16 protein-coding genes are annotated in these 20,551 nt (G+C 54.7%); 5 read left to right on the forward strand and 11 right to left on the reverse strand.

All coding sequences use genetic code 11. The features are described from left to right. Positions 1 to 138: 138 nt before the first annotated feature. The 10 genes from HDF09_RS15065 to HDF09_RS15110 all read right to left on the reverse strand — a co-directional run bounded on the left by HDF09_RS15065 (position 139) and on the right by HDF09_RS15110 (position 10,721). Positions 139 to 609, reverse strand: coding sequence for an FAD binding domain-containing protein (locus HDF09_RS15065; protein ID WP_183767753.1), 471 nt, complete (start codon positions 607 to 609; stop codon positions 139 to 141). Further along, positions 606 to 1,190 carry a (2Fe-2S)-binding protein gene (locus HDF09_RS15070; protein ID WP_183767755.1) on the reverse strand — a complete coding sequence of 195 codons (585 nt, stop codon included), beginning with the start codon at positions 1,188 to 1,190 and terminating at the stop codon, positions 606 to 608. The genes HDF09_RS15065 and HDF09_RS15070 overlap by 4 nt, the downstream gene beginning before the upstream one ends. Further along, on the reverse strand, positions 1,187 to 1,669 hold the full coding sequence (locus tag HDF09_RS15075; protein WP_221270157.1) for a xanthine dehydrogenase family protein molybdopterin-binding subunit: 483 nt from the start codon (positions 1,667 to 1,669) through the stop codon (positions 1,187 to 1,189). Before HDF09_RS15075 ends, HDF09_RS15070 begins: the two co-directional genes overlap by 4 nt. Further along, positions 1,582 to 3,162 (reverse strand): xanthine dehydrogenase family protein molybdopterin-binding subunit, encoded by a 1,581-nt coding sequence (locus HDF09_RS15080; protein WP_183767757.1) that lies wholly within the window; start codon positions 3,160 to 3,162, stop codon positions 1,582 to 1,584. Before HDF09_RS15080 ends, HDF09_RS15075 begins: the two co-directional genes overlap by 88 nt. A 695-nt stretch (positions 3,163 to 3,857) precedes the next feature. Beyond that, entirely contained in the window at positions 3,858 to 4,778 is a 921-nt protein-coding gene (locus HDF09_RS15085) for a PP2C family protein-serine/threonine phosphatase (protein WP_260181330.1), read from the reverse strand. A 31-nt stretch (positions 4,779 to 4,809) separates the two neighbouring features. After that, positions 4,810 to 5,532 carry a response regulator transcription factor gene (locus tag HDF09_RS15090; RefSeq protein WP_183767759.1) on the reverse strand — a complete coding sequence of 241 codons (723 nt, stop codon included), beginning with the start codon at positions 5,530 to 5,532 and terminating at the stop codon, positions 4,810 to 4,812. Between the two features lie 17 nt (positions 5,533 to 5,549). Next, positions 5,550 to 7,160 (reverse strand): sensor histidine kinase, encoded by a 1,611-nt coding sequence (locus tag HDF09_RS15095; RefSeq protein ID WP_183767761.1) that lies wholly within the window; start codon positions 7,158 to 7,160, stop codon positions 5,550 to 5,552. 326 nt (positions 7,161 to 7,486) lie between these two features. Further along, the gene (locus HDF09_RS15100) at positions 7,487 to 8,584 is read right to left on the reverse strand and encodes a Gfo/Idh/MocA family protein (protein WP_183767763.1); all 1,098 of its coding nucleotides are present in this window, start codon (positions 8,582 to 8,584) and stop codon (positions 7,487 to 7,489) included. After that, a complete protein-coding gene (fucP, locus tag HDF09_RS15105) occupies positions 8,581 to 9,885 on the reverse strand; it encodes an L-fucose:H+ symporter permease (protein WP_260181331.1) in 1,305 nt (434 codons plus the stop codon). Before fucP ends, HDF09_RS15100 begins: the two co-directional genes overlap by 4 nt. Further along, positions 9,885 to 10,721, reverse strand: a complete 837-nt coding sequence (locus HDF09_RS15110) for an amidohydrolase family protein (RefSeq protein WP_183767765.1) — start codon at positions 10,719 to 10,721, stop codon at positions 9,885 to 9,887. The genes fucP and HDF09_RS15110 overlap by 1 nt, the downstream gene beginning before the upstream one ends. Positions 10,722 to 10,975: 254 nt before the next feature. Here HDF09_RS15110 and HDF09_RS15115 point away from each other — a divergent pair, with 254 nt between their 5' ends. From HDF09_RS15115 to HDF09_RS15130, 4 genes are all read left to right on the forward strand, one after another. Beyond that, positions 10,976 to 11,791, forward strand: coding sequence for a fumarylacetoacetate hydrolase family protein (locus tag HDF09_RS15115; protein ID WP_183767767.1), 816 nt, complete (start codon positions 10,976 to 10,978; stop codon positions 11,789 to 11,791). A gap of 27 nt (positions 11,792 to 11,818) precedes the next feature. Continuing rightward, the gene (locus HDF09_RS15120; RefSeq protein WP_183767769.1) at positions 11,819 to 12,568 is read left to right on the forward strand and encodes an SDR family NAD(P)-dependent oxidoreductase; all 750 of its coding nucleotides are present in this window, start codon (positions 11,819 to 11,821) and stop codon (positions 12,566 to 12,568) included. Then, positions 12,565 to 13,893, forward strand: a complete 1,329-nt coding sequence (locus HDF09_RS15125; RefSeq protein WP_183767771.1) for an enolase C-terminal domain-like protein — start codon at positions 12,565 to 12,567, stop codon at positions 13,891 to 13,893. Before HDF09_RS15120 ends, HDF09_RS15125 begins: the two co-directional genes overlap by 4 nt. Positions 13,894 to 13,987: 94 nt before the next feature. Next, entirely contained in the window at positions 13,988 to 14,770 is a 783-nt protein-coding gene (locus HDF09_RS15130; protein ID WP_311719638.1) for an IclR family transcriptional regulator, read from the forward strand. 91 nt (positions 14,771 to 14,861) lie between these two features. On the opposite strand, the gene HDF09_RS15135 is transcribed toward HDF09_RS15130, so the two are convergent. Further along, the gene (locus HDF09_RS15135) at positions 14,862 to 16,511 is read right to left on the reverse strand and encodes a sodium:solute symporter family transporter (RefSeq protein ID WP_260181358.1); all 1,650 of its coding nucleotides are present in this window, start codon (positions 16,509 to 16,511) and stop codon (positions 14,862 to 14,864) included. A 351-nt stretch (positions 16,512 to 16,862) separates the two neighbouring features. Here HDF09_RS15135 and HDF09_RS15140 point away from each other — a divergent pair, with 351 nt between their 5' ends. Beyond that, positions 16,863 to 20,402 carry a TonB-dependent receptor gene (locus HDF09_RS15140; RefSeq protein ID WP_311719640.1) on the forward strand — a complete coding sequence of 1,180 codons (3,540 nt, stop codon included), beginning with the start codon at positions 16,863 to 16,865 and terminating at the stop codon, positions 20,400 to 20,402. Positions 20,403 to 20,551 lie beyond the last annotated feature (149 nt).

Below are 20,551 nucleotides of genomic sequence, written 5' to 3' on the forward strand. Positions count from 1 at the left end.
GAGGGGCGGTGATTTGTTGATAGAAACCAGTTTTTCGGGAGTTGTGCGCGACGCAACACAAAGGCCCCTCAATTAAAGGGGCCTTTGTTAGGTTTGAGGCTTCCTAGGTTGTTAAACTTCGATTGCTTTTTGATTGTTTCAACGTGTAGATGCCATAAATTGCGGAGGCGATCGAAATTCATGAATTCGAATAAGGCACCCGCTTCCAGGAGTGCGTTTATTGCACTCTTTGAAGTCTGCCTCCATAAAATATGGGCAGCGAGTGCGTTGCAGGAGATTACCTCCGGCTGTGGCCATATTACGCAATTGCGTCGTCGCGCCACTTAATATGGCCTGAGACAAAACAGGGTACTGCGTCCGAATCAAATTGTGATTTGCAATAGCACTGTTGCTGGCACCTGCATGAATCATTACTCCGCCGCCCGACGTCGCATAGATATTCTTCAGATCAAGTCTGCGGATGTCGATTAGTGCAGACGGCTTCTCTACGTTGTCCTTCATCAGGTCGACAAGGTTGGTCCCGCCGGCAAGATATTTGCCACCCGTCGAAATCGCGCTCGAGATGGCGTCTTCGACGCTCGAAGCTCGCTGAAACAAAAAGCTGTTCATAATTGGCCTCGTTGCGACACCGCTCGAACAGCAGCAACGATGTTTGCGTAGGCCCCACACCGGCAGATATTGCCGGCCATACGCTCACGAATCTCATGTTCGCTGAGTTCCATCCTCCCGTTGACTACCTCCCCACGGGTTCCTTCGTACGAGACCATGCTGAGATCGCCTCGTGCGTGCTCTCGCAACATGGCGTGGGCGGAAGAGATCTGACCGGGGGTGCAATAGCCGCATTGGAATGCGTCGTGCTCAAGGAATGCTTGTTGCAAGTCGCTCAGATCATCGCCCTCGGACAGGCCCTCCACGGTCAACACCTTTGACTCGCTTACTGAGGCTGCCAGGGTGTGACAACTGACGACGCGCTCCTCATCGACTGAAACAGTGCATGCACCGCATAGTCCGTGATCGCAACCCTTTTGGGTCCCTGAAAGATCGAGCCGTTCACGTAAAAGATCCAGCAACGTAGTCCGCGTATCGATGATAAGAGCGTATCTCGGTCCGTTGATCGTTAAAGTGATCTTTACTGAGTTTGACGCCGAGCTCACCCTAGGTGGACTGTCTGTGTGCGAAATCCCGCTCATTGGTGTCCTCCGGCCTGGTACGAACTGGGCGCAAACGGCTGCATTAGCTGTTCGATCGTGATGGGAAGTTGTCGCAGGCGCTTTCCAGTTGCATGGAAGATCGCATTCGTGATTGCCGCAGGCACGCCACATATGCCGATCTCACCGATTCCCCGAGCTCCCATTGGGTTAAGTAGGTTATCGGGGAACTCCACGAACGAGATGTCGAAAGCTGGCCTATCGGCGTGCGTCGGCAGATAGTATTCCCCAATGAGTTGTGCAGTCTTGGTGTCGTATAGCAATTGCTCGAGCAGAGCCATTCCAAGACCGAAGGTGACGCCACCCATGATCTGGTTTCTGGCTAGCTTTGGATTCAATACTCTGCCGCAGTCAAAGGTTGCCACCCAACGCGTCACTGTGGCACGGCCAATCTCTTCATCGACTTCGACCTCGCAGAAATGAGCACCGAAGGACTGAAGGCGTACTTCTCCTGGTCGCATGCATCGCTTTGGACGGCGAAGGCGAGCGCCACTTTCAGTGATGGTTGTGCTACTGAAGAGTTGTGCGATACGGTTCGCCTGCATCTGGACGGAGTTTGGAATGGATGATGCCTGCCTCCATCGCCAGATCTTTCGTGTTGAAACTGTAAAATTGGGAAACCGGATTCTGAACGGCCAACTCCAATACGCGGCGTTTCCCACTCAAGAGCGGCCCCATACACTGCGGAGCCAACCGTTGCCGTTGTCTGCGAAGCTCCGCTGTACGGTGCATCCGGATAGTGCGAGTCTCCCGAGTGGAAGATGGCGTCTCCGATTGCCAAGCCCGCAGCCTGAGCAGCGACCTGCGTCATTACGGTGCGAACGCTGTTGCCAACTTCATGTGTGGCAGACGAAAAGCGGACCTTCCCGTCCGCATCGGTGACAACGCTGCACCCCGCGGCCATGCGGCGGCCCGGATACGTAGCGGTGGCCATTCCCCAACCTACCTGCACGCCGTTTCTGCGCATCGATCGCGGTGCTGGAATTCGGTGGTTCCAGCCAAATCGTAAAGCCGCCTGATCGTAGCACTCCAGCAGATGTTTGCTTGACCATGGCTTTCCGCTGGCCTGATCAAAGTCCACATGATTACGCCGGCGAAGATCGACGGGATCTAATCCGGACTCGTCGGCGAGCTCATCCATCGCAGCTTCAAGAGCGAAGAGTCCTGGTGCTTCACCTGGTCCGCGCATGAAACAGGGTGTGGGAAGATTGACACGAGCAACGCGATGGGAGACGACCATGCGCGGCGAACGATAGAGAAAACGCGTAGAAAGGCCTGTAGGCTCGCAGAAACGTCCAACGGTTGATGTTTCGGTGAGAGTGTGGTGTTCACTGCTCTCAATCACGCCGTCCGCATTCGCGACGAGCGAGATGTCCTGCTGTGTGCGAGGTCGGTGGCCCGTGGAAGAGAACATCTGGTCGCGCGTCAGGACCAGCTTGACGGGTCTGCCGATCTCACGCGATGCGACGGCGGCCAATACGACATGCATCCACAAGAAGCTTTTGGACCCAAATGCACCGCCTACCAACGGCGACAAGATATGTATCTTCTCTTCGGCAATGCCGAGGTATCCGGCGAGAGCCTTACGCTCCCCGGTGATCCATCGTGTGCTGTCATAGATCGTCAGGGTGTAGCCTTCCCAGGAGGCGATGGTCGACGAGAGCTCAATCGGATAATGGGCATTGATCGGTGTGCTGTAGCGCACCGAAACACGCACGCCAATGGGTTCGTCGTGAGTTCCACGGAAGTCCTGAAGCTTCTCTTCTTCGAGTTTCACGAAGTGATCGGGAAGATAACTCCCATGCCGTATCTGTCCACCTTTTTCATCGGGTGCGACCTCAGAGGCAAGAACGGCTTCAATATGCAACAGCGGCGGGAGTATCTCGTAATCCAGGTCAAATAGGGAAGCTGCAAACGTCGCGTTCTCGAGCGAATCTGCTATGACGAGTGCCATACGGATCGCGATTGAACGATATTCTTCGGACTGGCTAGAAGAAAAGTGATCGGGCTGGCCGATCAGAGCAGCCGCGATCAAAAGTTCGGGTCGAAATTGATAACGCTAAAGGTTGTAATAACAAAGACTTATGCTCCATGGCTGGTAAGCACAAGTCTGTTGATGGAACGATGGGGAAGGGTAGGGAAGTCTTATTATGGGGCTATGTGGGGTTGGCACTCTCCTGCCCCAACCGTTACTCCTAAGTGGCTAACGGTCACTCTCAATGGGCTAGCCGGAAGTTGTAGAGTGGAAAAGTGGACAGACCATGTACGCTTCAGAGGTTTCGTCTGGAGAAAAGTGAGTCTCGTTGAGTTTAGCTCCTTTGAAGATAGCCTTCAGCCTTTCCCTATTTTTTACCCTTGAGCTATCGAAGTAGAGAATTCGCAGCGGAGCAGCCGGTGCCACGGAAGGTCTGGGTAGAAAGGTTCAGAACCAATCACCGGATTCCTTCGGATGACGGGCAATTCGGAAGTTACCGCCTTACTTCCTGTTTCCCGACCAACCGCCCGGAACTCAGGGTAAAAGGGATGACAGAACTTCTCACTGAGTGCACTCGTCGTGTTGTCGCCAATTGACACCCCATTCCGGCTCAAGCACCGAACCTGGCAAAAGGTGGCCATAAATATCATAAGGCGTGGGTTAAGAAATACGAATCATCCGGCAAGTGCTGTCGGGTGTCGGCGTGTCGCGTCGCGTTGAATCACTGTCAAACTGACATCGTCGCAAAGCGGACCACCGTTCGCGAAGTCTTGTAAGGTGGCAAGGAGCATCATGAGCGTGGCTTGAGCGAACGGCGATTTGGCGCCTCGTAATGCCGCTACGATCCGATCCAGTCCGAATTCTTCGTCTGCAGTGTTACGGCATTCAAGTACACCATCGGAGTATGCGACAAGCGTGTCTCCGGGTTCGAGAATCAGTTTGCCCAACTCGAACTTCGCACCTTCGATAGCACCTAACAGCGGACCACCTCTCTCGAGCAGCTCAGTCCGTCCATCCGCGCGAAGCAATATCGGCGGAAAATGGCCGGCATTGCAGTAGGTCAGTTCTCCAAGATTGCAGTCAACCCGCGCGAGAAATGCCGTGGCGAACGGTGCAACCGGCCGCAGATAGCAGAGGTGGCGATTTATCTCCGAGGCGATCCTTGCGGGGTCAGAATGTGGACGGTCGTAACTTTGCAAAAGCCCCGCCAGATTGGTGAACCACATTCCAGCCGCAACGCCTTTACCGGCGATGTCTCCGTGCGCTACAAGAACCTTGGACCCGCTTTGCAAGAACGACGTGAAATCCCCGGCGAGAAAGCGCGCCGCGAAGACCTCGCTTGCGAACTGTAAACAGCCGCGGCGCAACTCGCGCGGGCCGCTTAGTTTGCGCTGGATCTGTGCGGCCTCGAACAGTTGTAAATGGAGATCAAGTTTCTCTTGCAGAAGCGAGTCCCTCTCGTCCGCTAGTGGCACACTCGATGGTAGTGGCGGCATCGACGCCACCATCGAGGATTGGGGCATGCTGTAACTTTGGTGCCCGCCGTTAGTCCGCAACTTGCCTTCACTTTTTGGTAGTACTCTGCCTTCGTTCATAATCTATGCCTCTTAGATTCTGATCGTTGCTTTAGCCGACGAACCGGTACCCTGTTCCATGCACTGTGAGAAAGTACTGTGGCTGCTCGGGATCGGGTTCAAGTTTTTGGCGCAGACGTACCAGGTGCGTATCCACCGTCCGGGTAGTTGGGAAATTCTCATACCCCCAAACCTCTTCCAGAAGACGATCGCGACTGAGCGTTTCGCCCGAATGACAGATGAAGTACTTCAACAGCTCGAACTCTTTGGAGGAAACCTCGAGAGCCTTGCCTGACCTGAGCACTCGTTGACGCCGCAGATCGACGTCCACGTTACCGAACGAGTGTTGATCCTGATTTTTTGGAACCACTGCCGTGCGTCGCAGCACGGCCTTCACTCGCGCCAACAACTCGCGGATTGAGAACGGCTTGGTCACATAGTCGTCCGCGCCCAGTTCGAGGCCCACCACTTTGTCTAACTCCTGGCCGCGGGCAGTCAGCATGATGATCGGGATCGAACCACGTTGAGCGCGTAGCTGTTTGCATACTTCTAGTCCGCTCATGCGGGGCATCATGACATCCAGGACCACAAGATCGGGAGACTCTTCCAGCGCTCTCTGAAGGCCTTCGATCCCATCGCCCGCTGTAAGTACTTCATAGCCTTCAAACTCGAAGTTGTCTCGAAGTCCGGCCACCATATTGGGCTCGTCCTCCACGACAAGAATTCTCGCTGGCCTCGGTGCTTCTGTTACCTTCGTCTTCTCTTTCTGTCTCATGCCGGCATCCCTTTCGCCTACTGGACCTCAGAAGTCTGCACCGGCAGCGTAATAGTGAACTTGCTGCCTCGGCCGGGCTCGCTCTCAACTGCAACTTCACCGCCATGTGCCTGCACGATATGGCGTACCAGAGACAGCCCCAGTCCGCTTCCCTTGGTGTTGTGCATCATTGGATCACCCACTCGATAGAACTTCTCAAAGATCTTCGGCTGCTCCTTCGCGGGAATGCCGATTCCATGATCGACAACCTCAAGGTTGACGCCGCCAGTGTTTCGGTAGAGGTTTACCTCAAGGTATTTCTCCGTCGCCGAGTACTTCACCGCGTTGTTCACCAGATTCAGCAGCGAACGCGCAATTGCTTCGCGATCTACACTCACTTGTGGCAGATCGTTATCGATCTTCTGTTCGAACTGGAAACCGTTTTGTTCGATTTCGAAACGATATGACTCCAGCGTGCCCCGCACCAGATCGGCCACATCCGTTTCGCGGAAGTCGTACTCTTTCTTGCCAGACTCGATACGCGAGAAGTCCAGAATATTGTTGATCAGCGAACTTAACCGCTCACTTTCTTTGCGAATGATCTCGTAATATTCCTGACGCTTTCCCGGGTTGGAGATGCGTCCCAGTTCGAGCGTCTCTGCGTAAAGGCGGATGAGGGCCAGAGGAGTTCGCAGCTCGTGCGAGACATTCGAGACAAAATCGGATTTCAACTTCGCCAGTGCAAGCTCGCGCGAGACGTTTCGATAGGCGAGAAGCATTCCTCCGCCCATCAGCAGCGAAAGCGCTCCGAGAATAAGGAAGGCCGTCCGAATAAAGTGGTTGCTGATGTTCGCAATCGTGGTTCCGCGCAGCTTAATTCCCAAAATCAGTCCGGGGAACACACCGTCAAAACCGCGCTCAACTTCAGGCGAACCTCCATCCCAACAGAGCGACGAAGCCAAAGGTTCGCGGTCCTTCGCGGTCCGCACCATCATCACCGGTTGAGGATGCGATGTATCGTTATTGTTCTGATTTGGCAGCACATCGTTCAGCGCCTGCGGAAAAAACTTGTTACTTAGATAGTCGGTATCGTAGACAAACCCTGCCAGAGCGGGATGCTCCGCAGTCGAACCGCGCGGCATGAATAGCACTAAAGACTGATACTGCCATTTGTCACTCCTGGGTCCCATAGTGGAGGTTAGGTAGACGCGCCGCCCGTCCATCGCCTCGATCTTCTGTATCTTGGTGATCCAGTCATTGGAATCCAGATCAAACCAATGTCCGACCATGGATGAGAGATTCCTGCGTTCTTCCTCAAATTGAGGATCGCCCATCCGATCAGGCTGAGATTGAATCACAAGTTGGCCCTTCCCGGTCCACAGAAACGCATGGGCAATGTCACGGTGTGACGCTAGGAAAGCCTTGAGTTGGTCGCCCGCGGTCGCATCGGGAAATTTCGCACGGGCTTCCTCGGAGATCTCGTAAGCGCGCGCGTCAATCCGCTTTTCAGCGATAGCTAAGACCTGTTGATACTCCCGTTGAAAGACAGCCTCGATCGATTTTTCACGTTGTATGGTCCTCAGGTGCCACACACCGACCGCGATGAGCGCGGCCGCGGGCAACATAACTCCCAGCATGAACACCAACATGCGGGGGCGATCGGACCATCGGCGAACTTGGAACTTCCGCATATCTACTCTTTCGGAGAGGCGCCCGTGCGCTCTGAGAAACGCCCCATCTCCATCGGATTGAAGAATAAGCAAAAAAACTCGGCGATATGTCACAAGGGCGCAACAAATTGCAAAAAGTTGTGAACTCACAGGACCATCAAAAAAAGCCCAAGAGCAAGATGTTCTAATAATCAGATGTTTACTGAGTAAGTCCAGGGTGGCATGAGTCTTTGGGGTTCGCAGGCCATAAAAGCGACTCGTTCCTCTATTTGAGCTCTTTTCATTGGCTGCACTTGGAGACAGTGTCAGTCACCAAGCTGCAGAACCTCTCCGCTTTGCTCGCTGGAGCGGTAAAGCGCTTCCACCAGCGCCATGGTTTGAAAGGCGTCTTCGTAGTGGGTCGGGAGGCTGGCTGTTGAGCCTTCGACGAAGGCCTGAAGGGCACCCATCGTTCCGATAAAGCCGTCGGGAATGTTAGCTCCGGCAACTGGAAGTGCCTGCCAGCAGTCCTCAGTGCATCCCCGCTCGGCAAACTCGGCTGTGTCGGGAACCCCCATGGGGTAGTCCAGATTCAAGCCCATGCTGATGCGAGCCGCACCACGAGTACCTTCCCACTGGACGAAGCTGTGCTGATGCTTCTGGCCAAAGTTGTGGTGATGACTACTTGCAACGAAAACCCGCATGTTGCCGCCGTAGTCCAGGATTGCGATGGTCTTGGTTGCGGCCAAGTTAGCCGTGTGAGGGTCGTTTACGGTTTTAGCGTAGACGCTATTTGGGTTTCCGAGCCAGGAACGAATCAGGTCGAAGTAGTGGATGCTGTGATACATAATCTCAACTCTTGGGGCGGTGGCGAGGAAGGTCCAGAGATCCCAGGGGGTATAGGTAGTGGTTTGAACCTGAAGATCATGGAGATCTCCTAGCAAACCTGCCCTTGCCAGGGCTGAGATAGCCAGATTGTTAGGGGAATAACGCAGGGAGAAGTTGACTGAGGCCGTGAGTCCCTTGGTCCGGCAGAGATCGCGAATGAGGCGCGCCTCTTTGAGTGTCTCTCCCATAGGCTTCTGCATCAGGACAGCGGACCCATCAGGAATGTGAGGAAGGATATGCGATAGTTGCGAAGCAGGTACGGCGATGTCGTAGACGACATCATCGGGCGCGAACTGCACGACACTGTCGATATTGTCAAAGGTGCGAGCGATGGCGTGACTCTTAGCCAGTAACTCTGCTCGTTCAAGACTCTGATCCATCAAACCTATGACCGAGAACTTGCCCTTTTGGTACGCAGGCAGATGTGCGGACCGAACGATGCCTCCCGCCCCGATGATAACGATAGGGCGGCTGTGTTTGGGCATTGGCGGCGAAGCGTGCGCCTTAATCGCGGAAAGGACTGAGTCCTGGATCATGCTGTAGTCCCCACGGCGGGGGTCTGTGATGAGAACGCCGCAACTACGAGGTAGCAGACGGCGGGGACGAGATATGCAGCAGCCATGCTGCGGGAATATTCGGAGATGAGTCCCATAACGGGGGTCAAGATAGCGCCACCGAGGATGGCCATGACGATCAGTGATCCGGCGAGATTTGTCTCTTCTCCCATACCGCGAATGCCAATGGCAAAGATGGTGGGATACATGATCGACATAAAGAAGCTGGTCATAAGAATCGCGAACAGGCCATACCAGCCGGAGGCCAAGATCCCAATAGCCAATAGCAAAACGTTCAGGATGGCATAGGCCGTCATAAGCTTTGCGGGAGCTAGCCATTGCATGATATACGCCGAGCCGAACCTGCCGATGCCGAAGGCTACAAGGGTTCCAGTCAACAGAAGTCCGGCGGTGCGCTCTGAGACGTGGGTGTACTCCTGGGCGTATGGGATGAAGTAGCTCCATGTACCAACTTGCGCGCCCACGTAGAAAAACTGCGCGACGATGGCATACATCAGCAGACGATGACGAAACAGTCGTTTCCACGAACCGGATGACGGAGCGGCGGCTTCAATTACTCGTGGGATGCGCGGAAAATGGGTGACAGCAATCAGAGTTGCCCAGGCCAGAGCGATGACACCGAGCACTAAGTATGGAGTGACGACTCGCTGGGTTTCGTGATGGAGATAGGCAACGTATGTGCCGCTGCTGAGCATGGATGCTTTTTGCGCTGGTGTCAACTCGATCCCGGAAAAGATGAAACTTGTCCCGATAAGGACGCCGCTGATTGCACCAATGGGATTGAAAGCCTGTGAAAAATTCAGTCGGCGCTCTGCGCTGGTGGCTGGACCTAGCTGCGCGATGAAGGGATTGGCTGCAGTCTCCAGAAAGGCGAGGCCACTTGCCACGATGAAGAGTGCGCTGAGAAAGAAGGCATAGCTGCTGGTCATGGCCGCAGGCCAGAAGAGCATACAACCCAGACCGAAACATAGGAGGCCAGTGATAAAACCCGATTTGTAACCGTACCGTTTGATGAGCAATCCAGCAGGCAGGGCAAGAAGAAAGTAGCCAAGATAGAAAGCGGATTGCACCAACCCAGCTTGGAATCGGCTTATGGCGAACGACTTCATGAACTGGCGAATCAGAACGTCATTCAGATTGTTGGGGACACCCCAGAGAAAGAACAGGCCGGTAGCCAAAATAAAGGGGCGCATGAGGCCTTTTGGAAGAAAGGACGAGATCTCGCTGGTCTCTGCGGTCCGTAAAGGGAGAGAAGGATGCATCAGGCGCTTGCTCCGGAAAGTCGATAGACACGAGTTGCTGTTTCACCGAGAATGGAGGCCTGCTCGGAAGGGGAGAGCGATGCTGTCCATCCTTCGACAATATGCCACCATTCCGAGTAGCTGCTACCGACGGTGCAGACAGGCCAATCTGTTCCAATCATCAGACGCTCTGGGCCAAAGCTCTCAAGCACCACATCGAAATAAGGCCGTAGCAACTCCGGTGTCCACGTCGCTCGGTTCGCCTCGGTGACGAGTCCAGATACCTTGCAGGTGACGTTTGGTCGTTGGGCCAGTTCGCGGACATTGCGACTCCAGAGATCTATTTCATGCCGCGCAATGGCAGGTTTGCCCATGTGGTCGAGAACGAAGCTATGAGCAGGAAACTGATCGACGAACGCAATGCCCTCGGGAAGCTGATGAGCATAGACCAGAAGATCGTAGACAAGGTCGGTCCCAGCGAGATGATGAATTCCTCTCTGGAAGTCAACGCTTGTTAGAAACTGAGAAGGTTCGGCCTGAACGACGTGGCGCAAGCCCTTCAGTAGAGGATTCTGCCTCAGATCGTCAAGAATCGAAGGGAAGTCTTTTGCCGCGATCGGCGCCCATCCGATAACACCGAGGATAGGGGCCTCCTGCGCCATTTCGAGGAGCCATTGCGTCTCGTCGAGGCTTTGGCGTGCCTGGACCGCGACGCTCCCATCCACTTTTGCCTCGATAAGCTGCGAGCGAAGCTCCGAATTCAGAAAGTCGCGGCGGAGGTCTGACATCTCATCAGAGATCCAGTCGTACTCAGCCGGGTCGTATCTCCAGAGATGGTGATGACTATCGATACGCAAAGTGATCACTCCGTTAAGGTGCCAAGTTTCAGCGCCTCGATCTCTGGACGAACTCAGACGCAGGCCAGGATATCATTTACTAGTAAAAACAATTTTCCGCATATAATATTGCGTATTCTGGTCTCTGCTGTATAACGAGAACGCTGTAGTTTGAAAAGCCCTTATCCTGCGAACAGTAATGATGATCTGACGTCAGGAGTCGAATTGAATCAGAGGAGCTCATGAAAGTAGTAACGTTTGCGCAAGGAAACAGAATGCCTCGGCCCGGCGTGCTTGAGTCAGAAAAAGTGTACGACATCACGGAATATGGCTTTCGCAGCACGCTGGAGTTGATTGAGGGCGATGCAGATGCACTCAAGGCTATCCGCGGCGCCACGAGTAGCAACGCGTCATACGCACTTGACGAGATCCATCTGTTAGCTCCTATCCAACGGCCGCCCCGCATCTTTGCTGTTGGCCTAAACTATCAGGAGCACGCCGCTGAATCGAAGATGACGGTACAGGTGGTCCCGACGGTCTTTATGAAGCTCTCGTCATCGGTGACAGGACCGGATACCGAGGTGATCCTGCCGAAGAACTCTGCGCAGCCTGATTATGAAGCAGAGCTTGCTGTAGTAATCGGCAAGCCCGGATATCGCATTGCTGCGCGTGACTGGGAAAAACATGTCTTCGGCTACACGATTGTGAATGATGTCAGCGCGCGCGACGTGCAGCTTGCGACCTCGCAGTGGACGCTGGGGAAAAGCTTTCCTACCTTCACTCCGTTAGGACCTGCAGTGGTTACACGCGATGAGATTGCCGATCCTCATGCGCTCGATATACAGCTTGCGATTGACGGGGAGGTGCTACAGAACTCCAATACGAAGAACCTGATCTTCCGTATTCCTCAGCTCATTGAACACATCTCTTCGCTCACTCCACTCGAAGCTGGCGACATTATCAGCACAGGAACTCCGCAGGGAGTGGGTCTCGGACGCACTCCGCAGCGCTGGCTGCGCGATAACGAAGAGATCGTAATTACGATTGCAGGGCTGGGCGAGCTTCGTAACAGGACGCGAGCCGAGGCTTAATCCATCACCACACGTGGAGGAGACAACGTGGCAGAAGCATTTGGGCTGAATAAAAAATCAGCGTTAGTGACTGGCGGAGCAAGCGGCATTGGAGCCGCGACCTGCCGCGAACTGGACCGTGCAGGCGCAGAAGTGGTGGTTGCAGATCTCAACTTCGAGGCGGCTAAGTCGCTTGCTGACCAGCTGAAGCAGGGAACAGCACTGCACATCGATGTCACCGATGAGGCCAGCGTGAAAGCCGCTGCTGCTAGTTTGCCGAGGCTCGACATTCTGGTGAACAACGCAGGCATCGGGAATGTAGGAACTGTCGCAGAGGTGAGCTACGAGGATTTTGACCGATTGATGAAGGTAAATGTCTACTCCATTTTTCTGGTGACGCAGGCGATGTTGCCTCTAATTCTGCAAGCTCATGGAAGCATTGTGAATATCGGTTCGGTCGCTGGAATGGTTGGGGTAAAGCAACGTTTTGCGTACTGCGCGAGCAAGGGAGCGGTGCTGGCAATGACGCGACAGCTTGCAGTGGATTACCCGAAGGAGTTGCGGGTGAATGCTGTTGCTCCGGGAACTGTGCAAACACCATTCGTCGAAGGCTATCTGGAGAAGTTTCACGCACACGAAAAAGAGAAGGTTCATGAGCAACTCGTGTCTCGTCAACCGATCGGCCGCCTAGGCACTCCTGAGGATGTGGCGTCCCTTGTGCGCTATCTCTGTTCGGAAGAAGCCGGGTTTATCAACGGTGCCGTCGTTGCAATCGATGGAGGGTGGACAGCAGCATGAACGTCAGCGATCCTCGTATTACTCAGGTCCACACAATTGATCTTCGCTTTCCTACTTCGAAGTACAGCATCGGCTCTGACGCGGTCAATAAAGATCCAGACTACTCCTCTGCTTATTGCATTCTGGAGACGGACAGCGGTCTTCGTGGACATGGTCTCACGTTCACGCTTGGCCGAGGAACGGAACTGTGCGTTACAGCGATCGAATATCTTTCGCGCTTTGTCGTTGGACGTCGTTTGAGCGAGATTACGGAGAACTTCGCGGCGTTTTCCCGTCAACTGCTCGAAGATAGCCAGTTCCGTTGGCTTGGACCAGAGAAGGGTGTTATTCATCTGGCTGCTGCTGCCGTGATCAATGCGGTGTGGGATCTTTACGCCAAGGTGGAAGAGAAACCGCTTTGGTTATTGCTCGCAGATATGACGCCAGAGCAGATCGTATCTGCCATTGACTTCCGTTATATCGATGATGCTCTTTCGCCAGATGAGGCACTCGAGATTCTTCGCACGGCGAAGCAGACGATGCCTGATCGTTTGAAGCTGCTCCGCACGCAAGGCTATCAGGCCTATACGACCTCTGTGGGCTGGTTCGGGTTTAGTGATGAGAAGATTTGTCGACTTGCGCAAGAAGCACTGGCTGACGGATGGACCTACTTCAAACTGAAAGTCGGAGGAGATCCCGAAGATGATCTTCGCCGTGGCCGCATAGTACGAGAGGCGATCGGTTGGCAAAACCGCTTGATGCTCGATGCCAATCAGAAGTGGGGAGTAGAAGAGTCCATCACACGCATTCGCGCTTTGCAGGAACTCCAACCGTGGTGGATGGAGGAACCAACTAGCCCTGACGACATTCTTGGGCACGCACGGATTCGCCGCGAGACAAAGCCCACACGCATTGCGACTGGCGAGCATTGCCACAACAAGGTGATGTTTAAACAGTTGATGCAGGCAGAAGCGATTGACGTATGTCAGATCGACAGCTGTCGCGTGGCGGGCGTGAATGAAAACCTGGCAATCATTCTGATGGCCAAGAAGTTCGGCGTTCCGGTCTGTCCACATGCCGGAGGCGTTGGGCTTTGCGAGTATGTGCAGCATCTCTCGGCGTTTGATTTTCTGTTCGTTTCAGAAACGATGGAGGACCGGGTCATTGAGTTTGTCGACCATCTGCACGAACACTTCGTGACCCCGGTCGATGTAAGGAGTGGACGATACTATTTGCCGGAGGTACCAGGCTACAGCATTGAGATCAAGCCGGAGTCGCTCCAGACGTATGCGTTTCCTCATGGAATCTATTGGTCATCGGAGGAGGCTGGCCACTCGGCAAAGTGATGGCAGCACGTCAGGCTGTTCGGCGGTAGGCTGCAAAGGCATCTGCTATTCTGAGTTCGCCTCTCGACCCTTCAATATGGCATCCAGAAAAACCGTGAAGACCGCTTCTAAACCGGCCAAGAATACTTATGCTACGCCAGCTCTGGAAAAGGGGCTGGATGTCATTGAACTGCTCGCTCACCATCCGGGTGCCCTGAGCAAAAGCGCCATCTCACGCCATCTTAATCGCACAGTGTCTGAGATATTCCGCATGCTGGTGTGTCTGGAAAAGCGAGGATACATTGCACAGACCGACGGCGATTGCTACGCGCTGACGTTGAAGCTTTTCTCGCTGGTACAGGAGCATCCGCCGACGGAGAGGCTAATCACCGAAGCTCTGCCAGTGATCCATCGTGTCACGCAACAAATGGATCAATCGTGCCACATAGGCATCATTGAAGGTGCCCAGGTTACGATTCTTGCGCAGGTGAATGCGCCGACGCCGGTGGGGTTTTACGTCAAACTCGGCTCGACGGTGGACCTGATGGAAGCAGCGTCTGGTTACGTAATTCTTGCCCACCTTGGAGACGAAGAGCTTGAGCGCACTCTGACCGAATGGAAGAGCACCACGGGTAAAAAGGTTCCCGAAGATCTAAAGAAACACCTGTCCCGCATTCGGCGGCAGGGGCATGAGACACAACCGAGCTATTTGGTCCGTGGTGTTGTCAACATCAGCTGTCCAATCTTTGATGAGCGTGCCTCGGCCATCGGAGCTCTGACGGTTCCTTACATTCAATACAACGAGTCCAAGATAGGTCTTGCCGAAGGAAGTAAGATCCTGAAGCAGGCCTGCCTGGAGATTACTCATGCTATCGGCGGGAGACTGCCCGTGAATTGAAACTCCGAAGAGACGACGAAGGTCATCGCTTGAACAAGTCCAAAACCAACCCGCACCGCTCTTTAAATCCCACATTGCATGCTCAACGTCCTTACCGGAGCAGCCAGTTAATGCTAAGCAAGAGAGCAATGAGTATCATCGCGAGTACCCACGTCGACCTATACACCCGGTGAGTTGATTTCAACTGTGACCACCGCGTTGGCCCTGTTCCGGATTCGTAATCTGACCGTCCGAATATGCTGACGCCCACGGCCACAAGGCAGGTTACAAAGAAGGCGTATATGGCCGAATGAAAGCTGGCGCTCATCATCGATCCATAGCGCAGATAGCCTGAGATAGAGACAGTCAGGTGCAAGATCGAGGCGCACATTCCAGCAAGGAAGCCAGCAAAAGCACCCCGCGTTGTGATGCGCGGAGAGAGTATCCCGACCAGAAAGATCGCCCAGAACGGTGTGCCGAAGATAGTAAAGATCAGCTGCACATGCTCCATCATGTTGCTGAAGTAGAACGTGATGGAGGAATCGAGAACTGCGAGAGTGGCGGCAAAAACAACCGCACAACGGCCAACGATCAGGTAGTGCTCTTCGCGACGGCCGGGACATAGCTGCGTACGATAGATGTCCTCTGTCCATACTGAAGCGAATGCCGCGACGTTGGCAGCGACCCCAGACAGAAGGCTGGCGGCGAGTGCGGTACATCCGACGCTCAGCATGACTGGGCCGTATGCCCTTTGCATTAGCAACGGGATAGCCTGCTCGTATCGTGCAGTGGTGCCCAATTGAGTGAAGAGGCGTGCTGCGACCAATCCCGGGCAAACGACGAGCAGGGCAAAGAAGAGCTTCGCCAATCCGCTCCACAGAGGCACCTGTTGCGCTGCTAACTCCGTGCGGGCAGTGAAGGCGCGTTGCATCAGCACGAAATCGGTACACCAGTATCCGAACCCGAGTACGAATCCTAAGCCCACGGTTAGCCCAAGAACATCAAATGGACTGGACACAGACGCGGTCGGCATACCCACCCACAGGTGGCCCAGCGAGACTTGGTCCGTTCTGGTTGTAACCAGCAGGTACCGAATACTTAGAAAGCCGATAGGCAGGAGTCCGAGAAGCACGACGGTGAGCTGTAGTATTTCGTTATAGATAGTCGCGCGGAGTCCGCCTAAAAGGATATAAACCAGCACGACAATCGCAGTGGCGACGCCTCCAGTGATGAAGCTCCATCCGACTGCCACCTCGAGAAACTGGGCTACAGCGAAAAGCGACACCCCGCCCAGCAGCAGGAGGGAACAGGCGACCACGCAAGCATTCAGGAGACGCATTTGGGGTCCGTAGCGAATTTCCAGGAACTGCGGCACGCTCCGGATCGAAAGGGTACGGTAGAGTGGCAGAAATCGAAGTGCCGAAAACAGGAGTGCCGGGATAGCACCAATCAGATAGAAGTGAAACGCCACTACCCCATACTGGGCTGCTACCGCGCTTAGCGCTATAACCTCGAATGCTCCACAGTTAGCGGCGACATAAGAGAGCACGACAACACCCGAAGGCAGGGATCGGGTCGCGTTGAGGTATGAGTTTGCTCCCCGAAATCTGCGCCTCGCTGCCCATCCGATCAGGAGCGATGCTGCGAGATATCCGGGCAATAGAAGTTCGAGGATGATTCTAGCTTTCCGTATATTGGCCGCACCTATAACCTGGAGTATTGACGCAGCATTGATCCATGGGCCGCACGCTGACCTCAGCATTGCTTCCAACCTCAAGCGTCAATCCTGCTTCCGGCGAAGGATAGCAGAAGCCTGTAGAGGCGGGTTGAGCATGTGCTGCAGCGAGGAGCTGTCCGTTTTCACCTGTGCTTTTAATTTTTTATTGACAAACGAGATGTGGCTTCTGTACTTTTCTCATCGAAATGTAACCGGATTCATTTTGTAATGCGAAAACATCAACTCGGTACCACTCAGGCAATTCGAATCACTCGAGATTTTATTCAACGCCTCAGTGGCAGAGGTCCTCAGGAATTGCGGAAGTCAGAAGCAAAAGCGCCGAGGTACCAAATCTACGGCGCAGGTTGGAGGCAAATATACATGCGAGGCGAAAACGTGGCTCTAAGATTTGAAAAGCGTCTTCTGGTGATAGGGAAGTCGTGGCCGATGGTCTGGCTGCTCCTTCTTCTATCCCTATGCGGTTCAGCACATGCCCAGGTGGATCAGGGAGCTATCACAGGTGTCGTGCAGGACTCTTCGGGTGCGGCGATCCCAAATGCGAAAGTTACGCTTACGAGCCCGGAAACAGGATTAGTGCTGCAACGCCAGGCCAATGAGAGCGGTGTCTACGTCTTTTCTCCAATCAAGATCGGCGACTACACACTGAGTGCCTCCGCGCCCGGGTTTTCGACCACGAAGCAGGCGAACCTGCACGTCGATATTCAGCAGCGCCTTAACATCGACCTGAAGCTACAGCCGGGCGCTACAAGCGAGACGGTCACGGTGACCACTGGTGCCCCTCTGTTGGAGACTCAGGAAGCTGCGGTAGGACAAGTCATCAGCACAGAGACGATCAACAACACGCCGCTGAACGGTCGCAACTGGGTCTACATCGCGCAGTTGACGGCTGGCGTCGCACCTCCGTTCGGAGGCACCCGCGGCAGCGGTACGGGCGACTTCGTTGCGAATGGTCAGCGCGCCGAGCAAAACAACTTTGTCCTGGATGGTGTCGACAATAACACCAATCTGATCGACTTCCTCAACGGTTCGAGCTTCGTAATGCGTCCGCCCCCGGATGCGCTCGCCGAGTTCAGCATCCAGACAAGCAACTTCAGCGCCGAGTTTGGTCACTCCGCCGGCGCGGTGATGAACGCCAGCATAAAGTCTGGAACGAATGCCATTCACGGCGATCTCTGGGAGTATCTCCGCAATACCAACCTTGATTCGAAGGACTGGGACGCGAGCACCATTTCGCCCTATCACCAGAACCAATTCGGCGGTACGATCGGCCTGCCCTTCTGGAGGAACCACCTGTTCTACTTCGGCGACGTCGAGGCCAATCGAATCTCGGTCGCCTTGCCCACCACGACCACAGTTCCAACAGCGTTGATGCGCACCGGTAACTTCTCTGAACTGCTGAACACCAACCTCAACAACCAGGGTGTGCCGGTTCAGCTCTATGCGCCGAACTCGGGCGGCGCGACCACGCTTTCCTGTAACGGTGTTAACAATGTGATTTGCCAGAACCAGATCGATCCCGTTGCGCAGAAAATCATCAACATGTACCCACAGCCGAACCTCGGCGTATCGGGACTGACTTACAACAACTACCGCGTGAACCTCGCGCGGACGGATAACACGGTGCAGTGGGATCAGCGACTGGACTGGAATATAAGCGCGAAGGACCAGGCCTACGTGCGTTTCAGCTACGCGCACGAGATCAAGACGAACGGCCTGCCGCTTGGGCCGATACTGGATGGCGGCGGCTTTGGCGGTGCGAACGATACGAATCTGGCTGAAAACTTCATGCTCAGCGAATCCCATGCCTTCACCTCGAACCTCGTCAATGAGTTCCGCTTTGGCTACAACTGGATTGTCTCGCAATATCACCAACCCAACGCCAATGATTACGCCCTGGCGGCATCGCTTGGACTGGGTGGCATTCCCAATAACGGTCCCGGACTGGGTGGCATTCCACTGGGCTACTTCGGATACGGCCCGATCCAGATCAACCAGTGGGGCTCTGTCGGCACCCAGGACGAGGCCCAGAACGTCTATCAAATTCTGGACAACGCCACGCGCACTATTGGCAACCATTCCCTCAAGGCGGGCGTGTCGTTTCAATCGATCCGCGTCTTCGATCGCTACGCCCCGAACCCGATTGGCCAGTATTATTTCAACGGCCAGTACACGGGCAAGGTGGGAAGTTCCATCACAACAGGCGCAGGTCCGGCGGACTTTCTACTTGGGCAGATGAACTCCGCCGCCATTGCGAATAGCCCTCCGATTAATGATTCGCAGTGGTACAACGCGGCCTATTTGCAGGATGACTGGAAGGTCACGCCACGTCTGACGCTCAACGTTGGTGTCCGTTATGACCACTATGAGCCATACAAGGAGAACGCCGGCAACCAGGCGAACTTCATCTCGACAGGCAATCTGGGCATCGGTACTGGAACGGGCATCTATCAGCTTCCCAGCAGGTCACGCAATCAGGACCTCGGCGCGCCGTTCCTCGCCGTGCTGGCCAAGGACCACGTCTCGCTGCAGTACGTCGACAATGATCGGCTGGCGACGGGACAGACCCTTAACTTTGCGCCGCGTCTGGGTGCTTCGTTCCGAACTGATGAAAAGACCGTCGTCCGCGCCGGCTTCGGACTCTTCTACGGTGGCCTGCAGAGCCAGGGAAACACCAATCTGGGAACGAACTTCCCCTGGGCGAACGGAGCCAATCTCCCAACGCCGGACTGCGCTTCAGGGAACTGTCCATCGCTGTTGTCGCAGGGCATCTCGCTGGAGAATGGTCTGGTTGCAGCCACCGGGGTTGGACTGCAGAACTTCGTATCCTTTCCTGGCTTGCACGGTATTGATCCGAACATCAAGACACCCTACACCATCAACTACAGCCTCACGGTGGAGCGGTCCATCACCCCGAACCTTGCGGCGACCGTCAGTTACGTCGCCAACTCATCCAGACACCTCTCGACCTACTACGATCCCAACACAATACGCGGTCTTTTTGCTCCCGGCGTATCGACGCAGCAGTACCAACCATTTCCCGACCTCAGTGGCATTGGAACAATCCACTTCGGCGGCGACAGCAACTACAACTCACTTCAAGCCAAGCTGGAAAAGCGTACGTCGCACGGCTTGACCTTCCTTGCGACGTACACCTATGCGCACTCGCTCGATGACACAAGCGACGCGGGCGGACTTTCGACCGCAGTCGGCGACCGCAACATGGCGCTAATTCCATATGGCCAGGAGTGGACGAACTCGCCTTACGACATTCGTCACCGCTTTACGCTGAACGGAAATTATCTACTGCCCTTCGGAAAGGGACGCGCGTTCCTGAACAACTCCCGTCTCGCGGAATATACCGTTGGCGGCTGGTCCACAAGCGTGGTCTTTGCGGTGCAAACTGGCACTCCTTTCACAGTGTCGCCGAGCATCTCTACTGCGAATGGTGGAACCGCGCGTGCCCTCCTCGTCGGTGATCCGTTCAAGTCCGGTGGAACTCCAGACACGACCAATAATCCCAGCTTGACTTCTTGTCCGACAAAGGTCAAAACACGGACGAACTGGTATAACCCCTGCGCCTTCAGAAATCCGTTGCCCGGAAACCTTATTACGGGTTCAACCGTCGTCACGGATTACGCGTCCGCTGTCGCGTTTCTTGGCGGTCGCTCAAACCAAATTTACGGCCCCGGCTATTCGCGCGTGGACATGTCATTGTTCAAGACTTTTCCCACTTTCCGCGAACAATCGCTGCAATTCCGCGCCGACGCCTTCAATCTGCTCAACCACCCAACGAATGGAAATCCTGCGAATACCGGTATCGGACCGCAAGCTGGCCAGATCACGGGAACGAAGTTTTTCCAGAACAACACACCTGATGCTCGGTTCCTTCAGCTCTCGCTGAAGTACGCGTTCTAGCTCGCTTGGAGGGCGGTACTCTTTACGGCCCTCCAAGTCCCTATGTTCTTACGGAGTCGAGTGTTTTCTGACCGGGGAGGGGTCCTCGGACGGTCGGAGGCATCGTCCTCTTTGGGATGGAGTGGAGTCAAACAGATGAGGAGAGGCGG

The organism is Edaphobacter lichenicola (assembly GCF_014201315.1).
GTDB classification, from domain to species: Bacteria; Acidobacteriota; Terriglobia; order Terriglobales; family Acidobacteriaceae; genus Edaphobacter; species Edaphobacter lichenicola_B.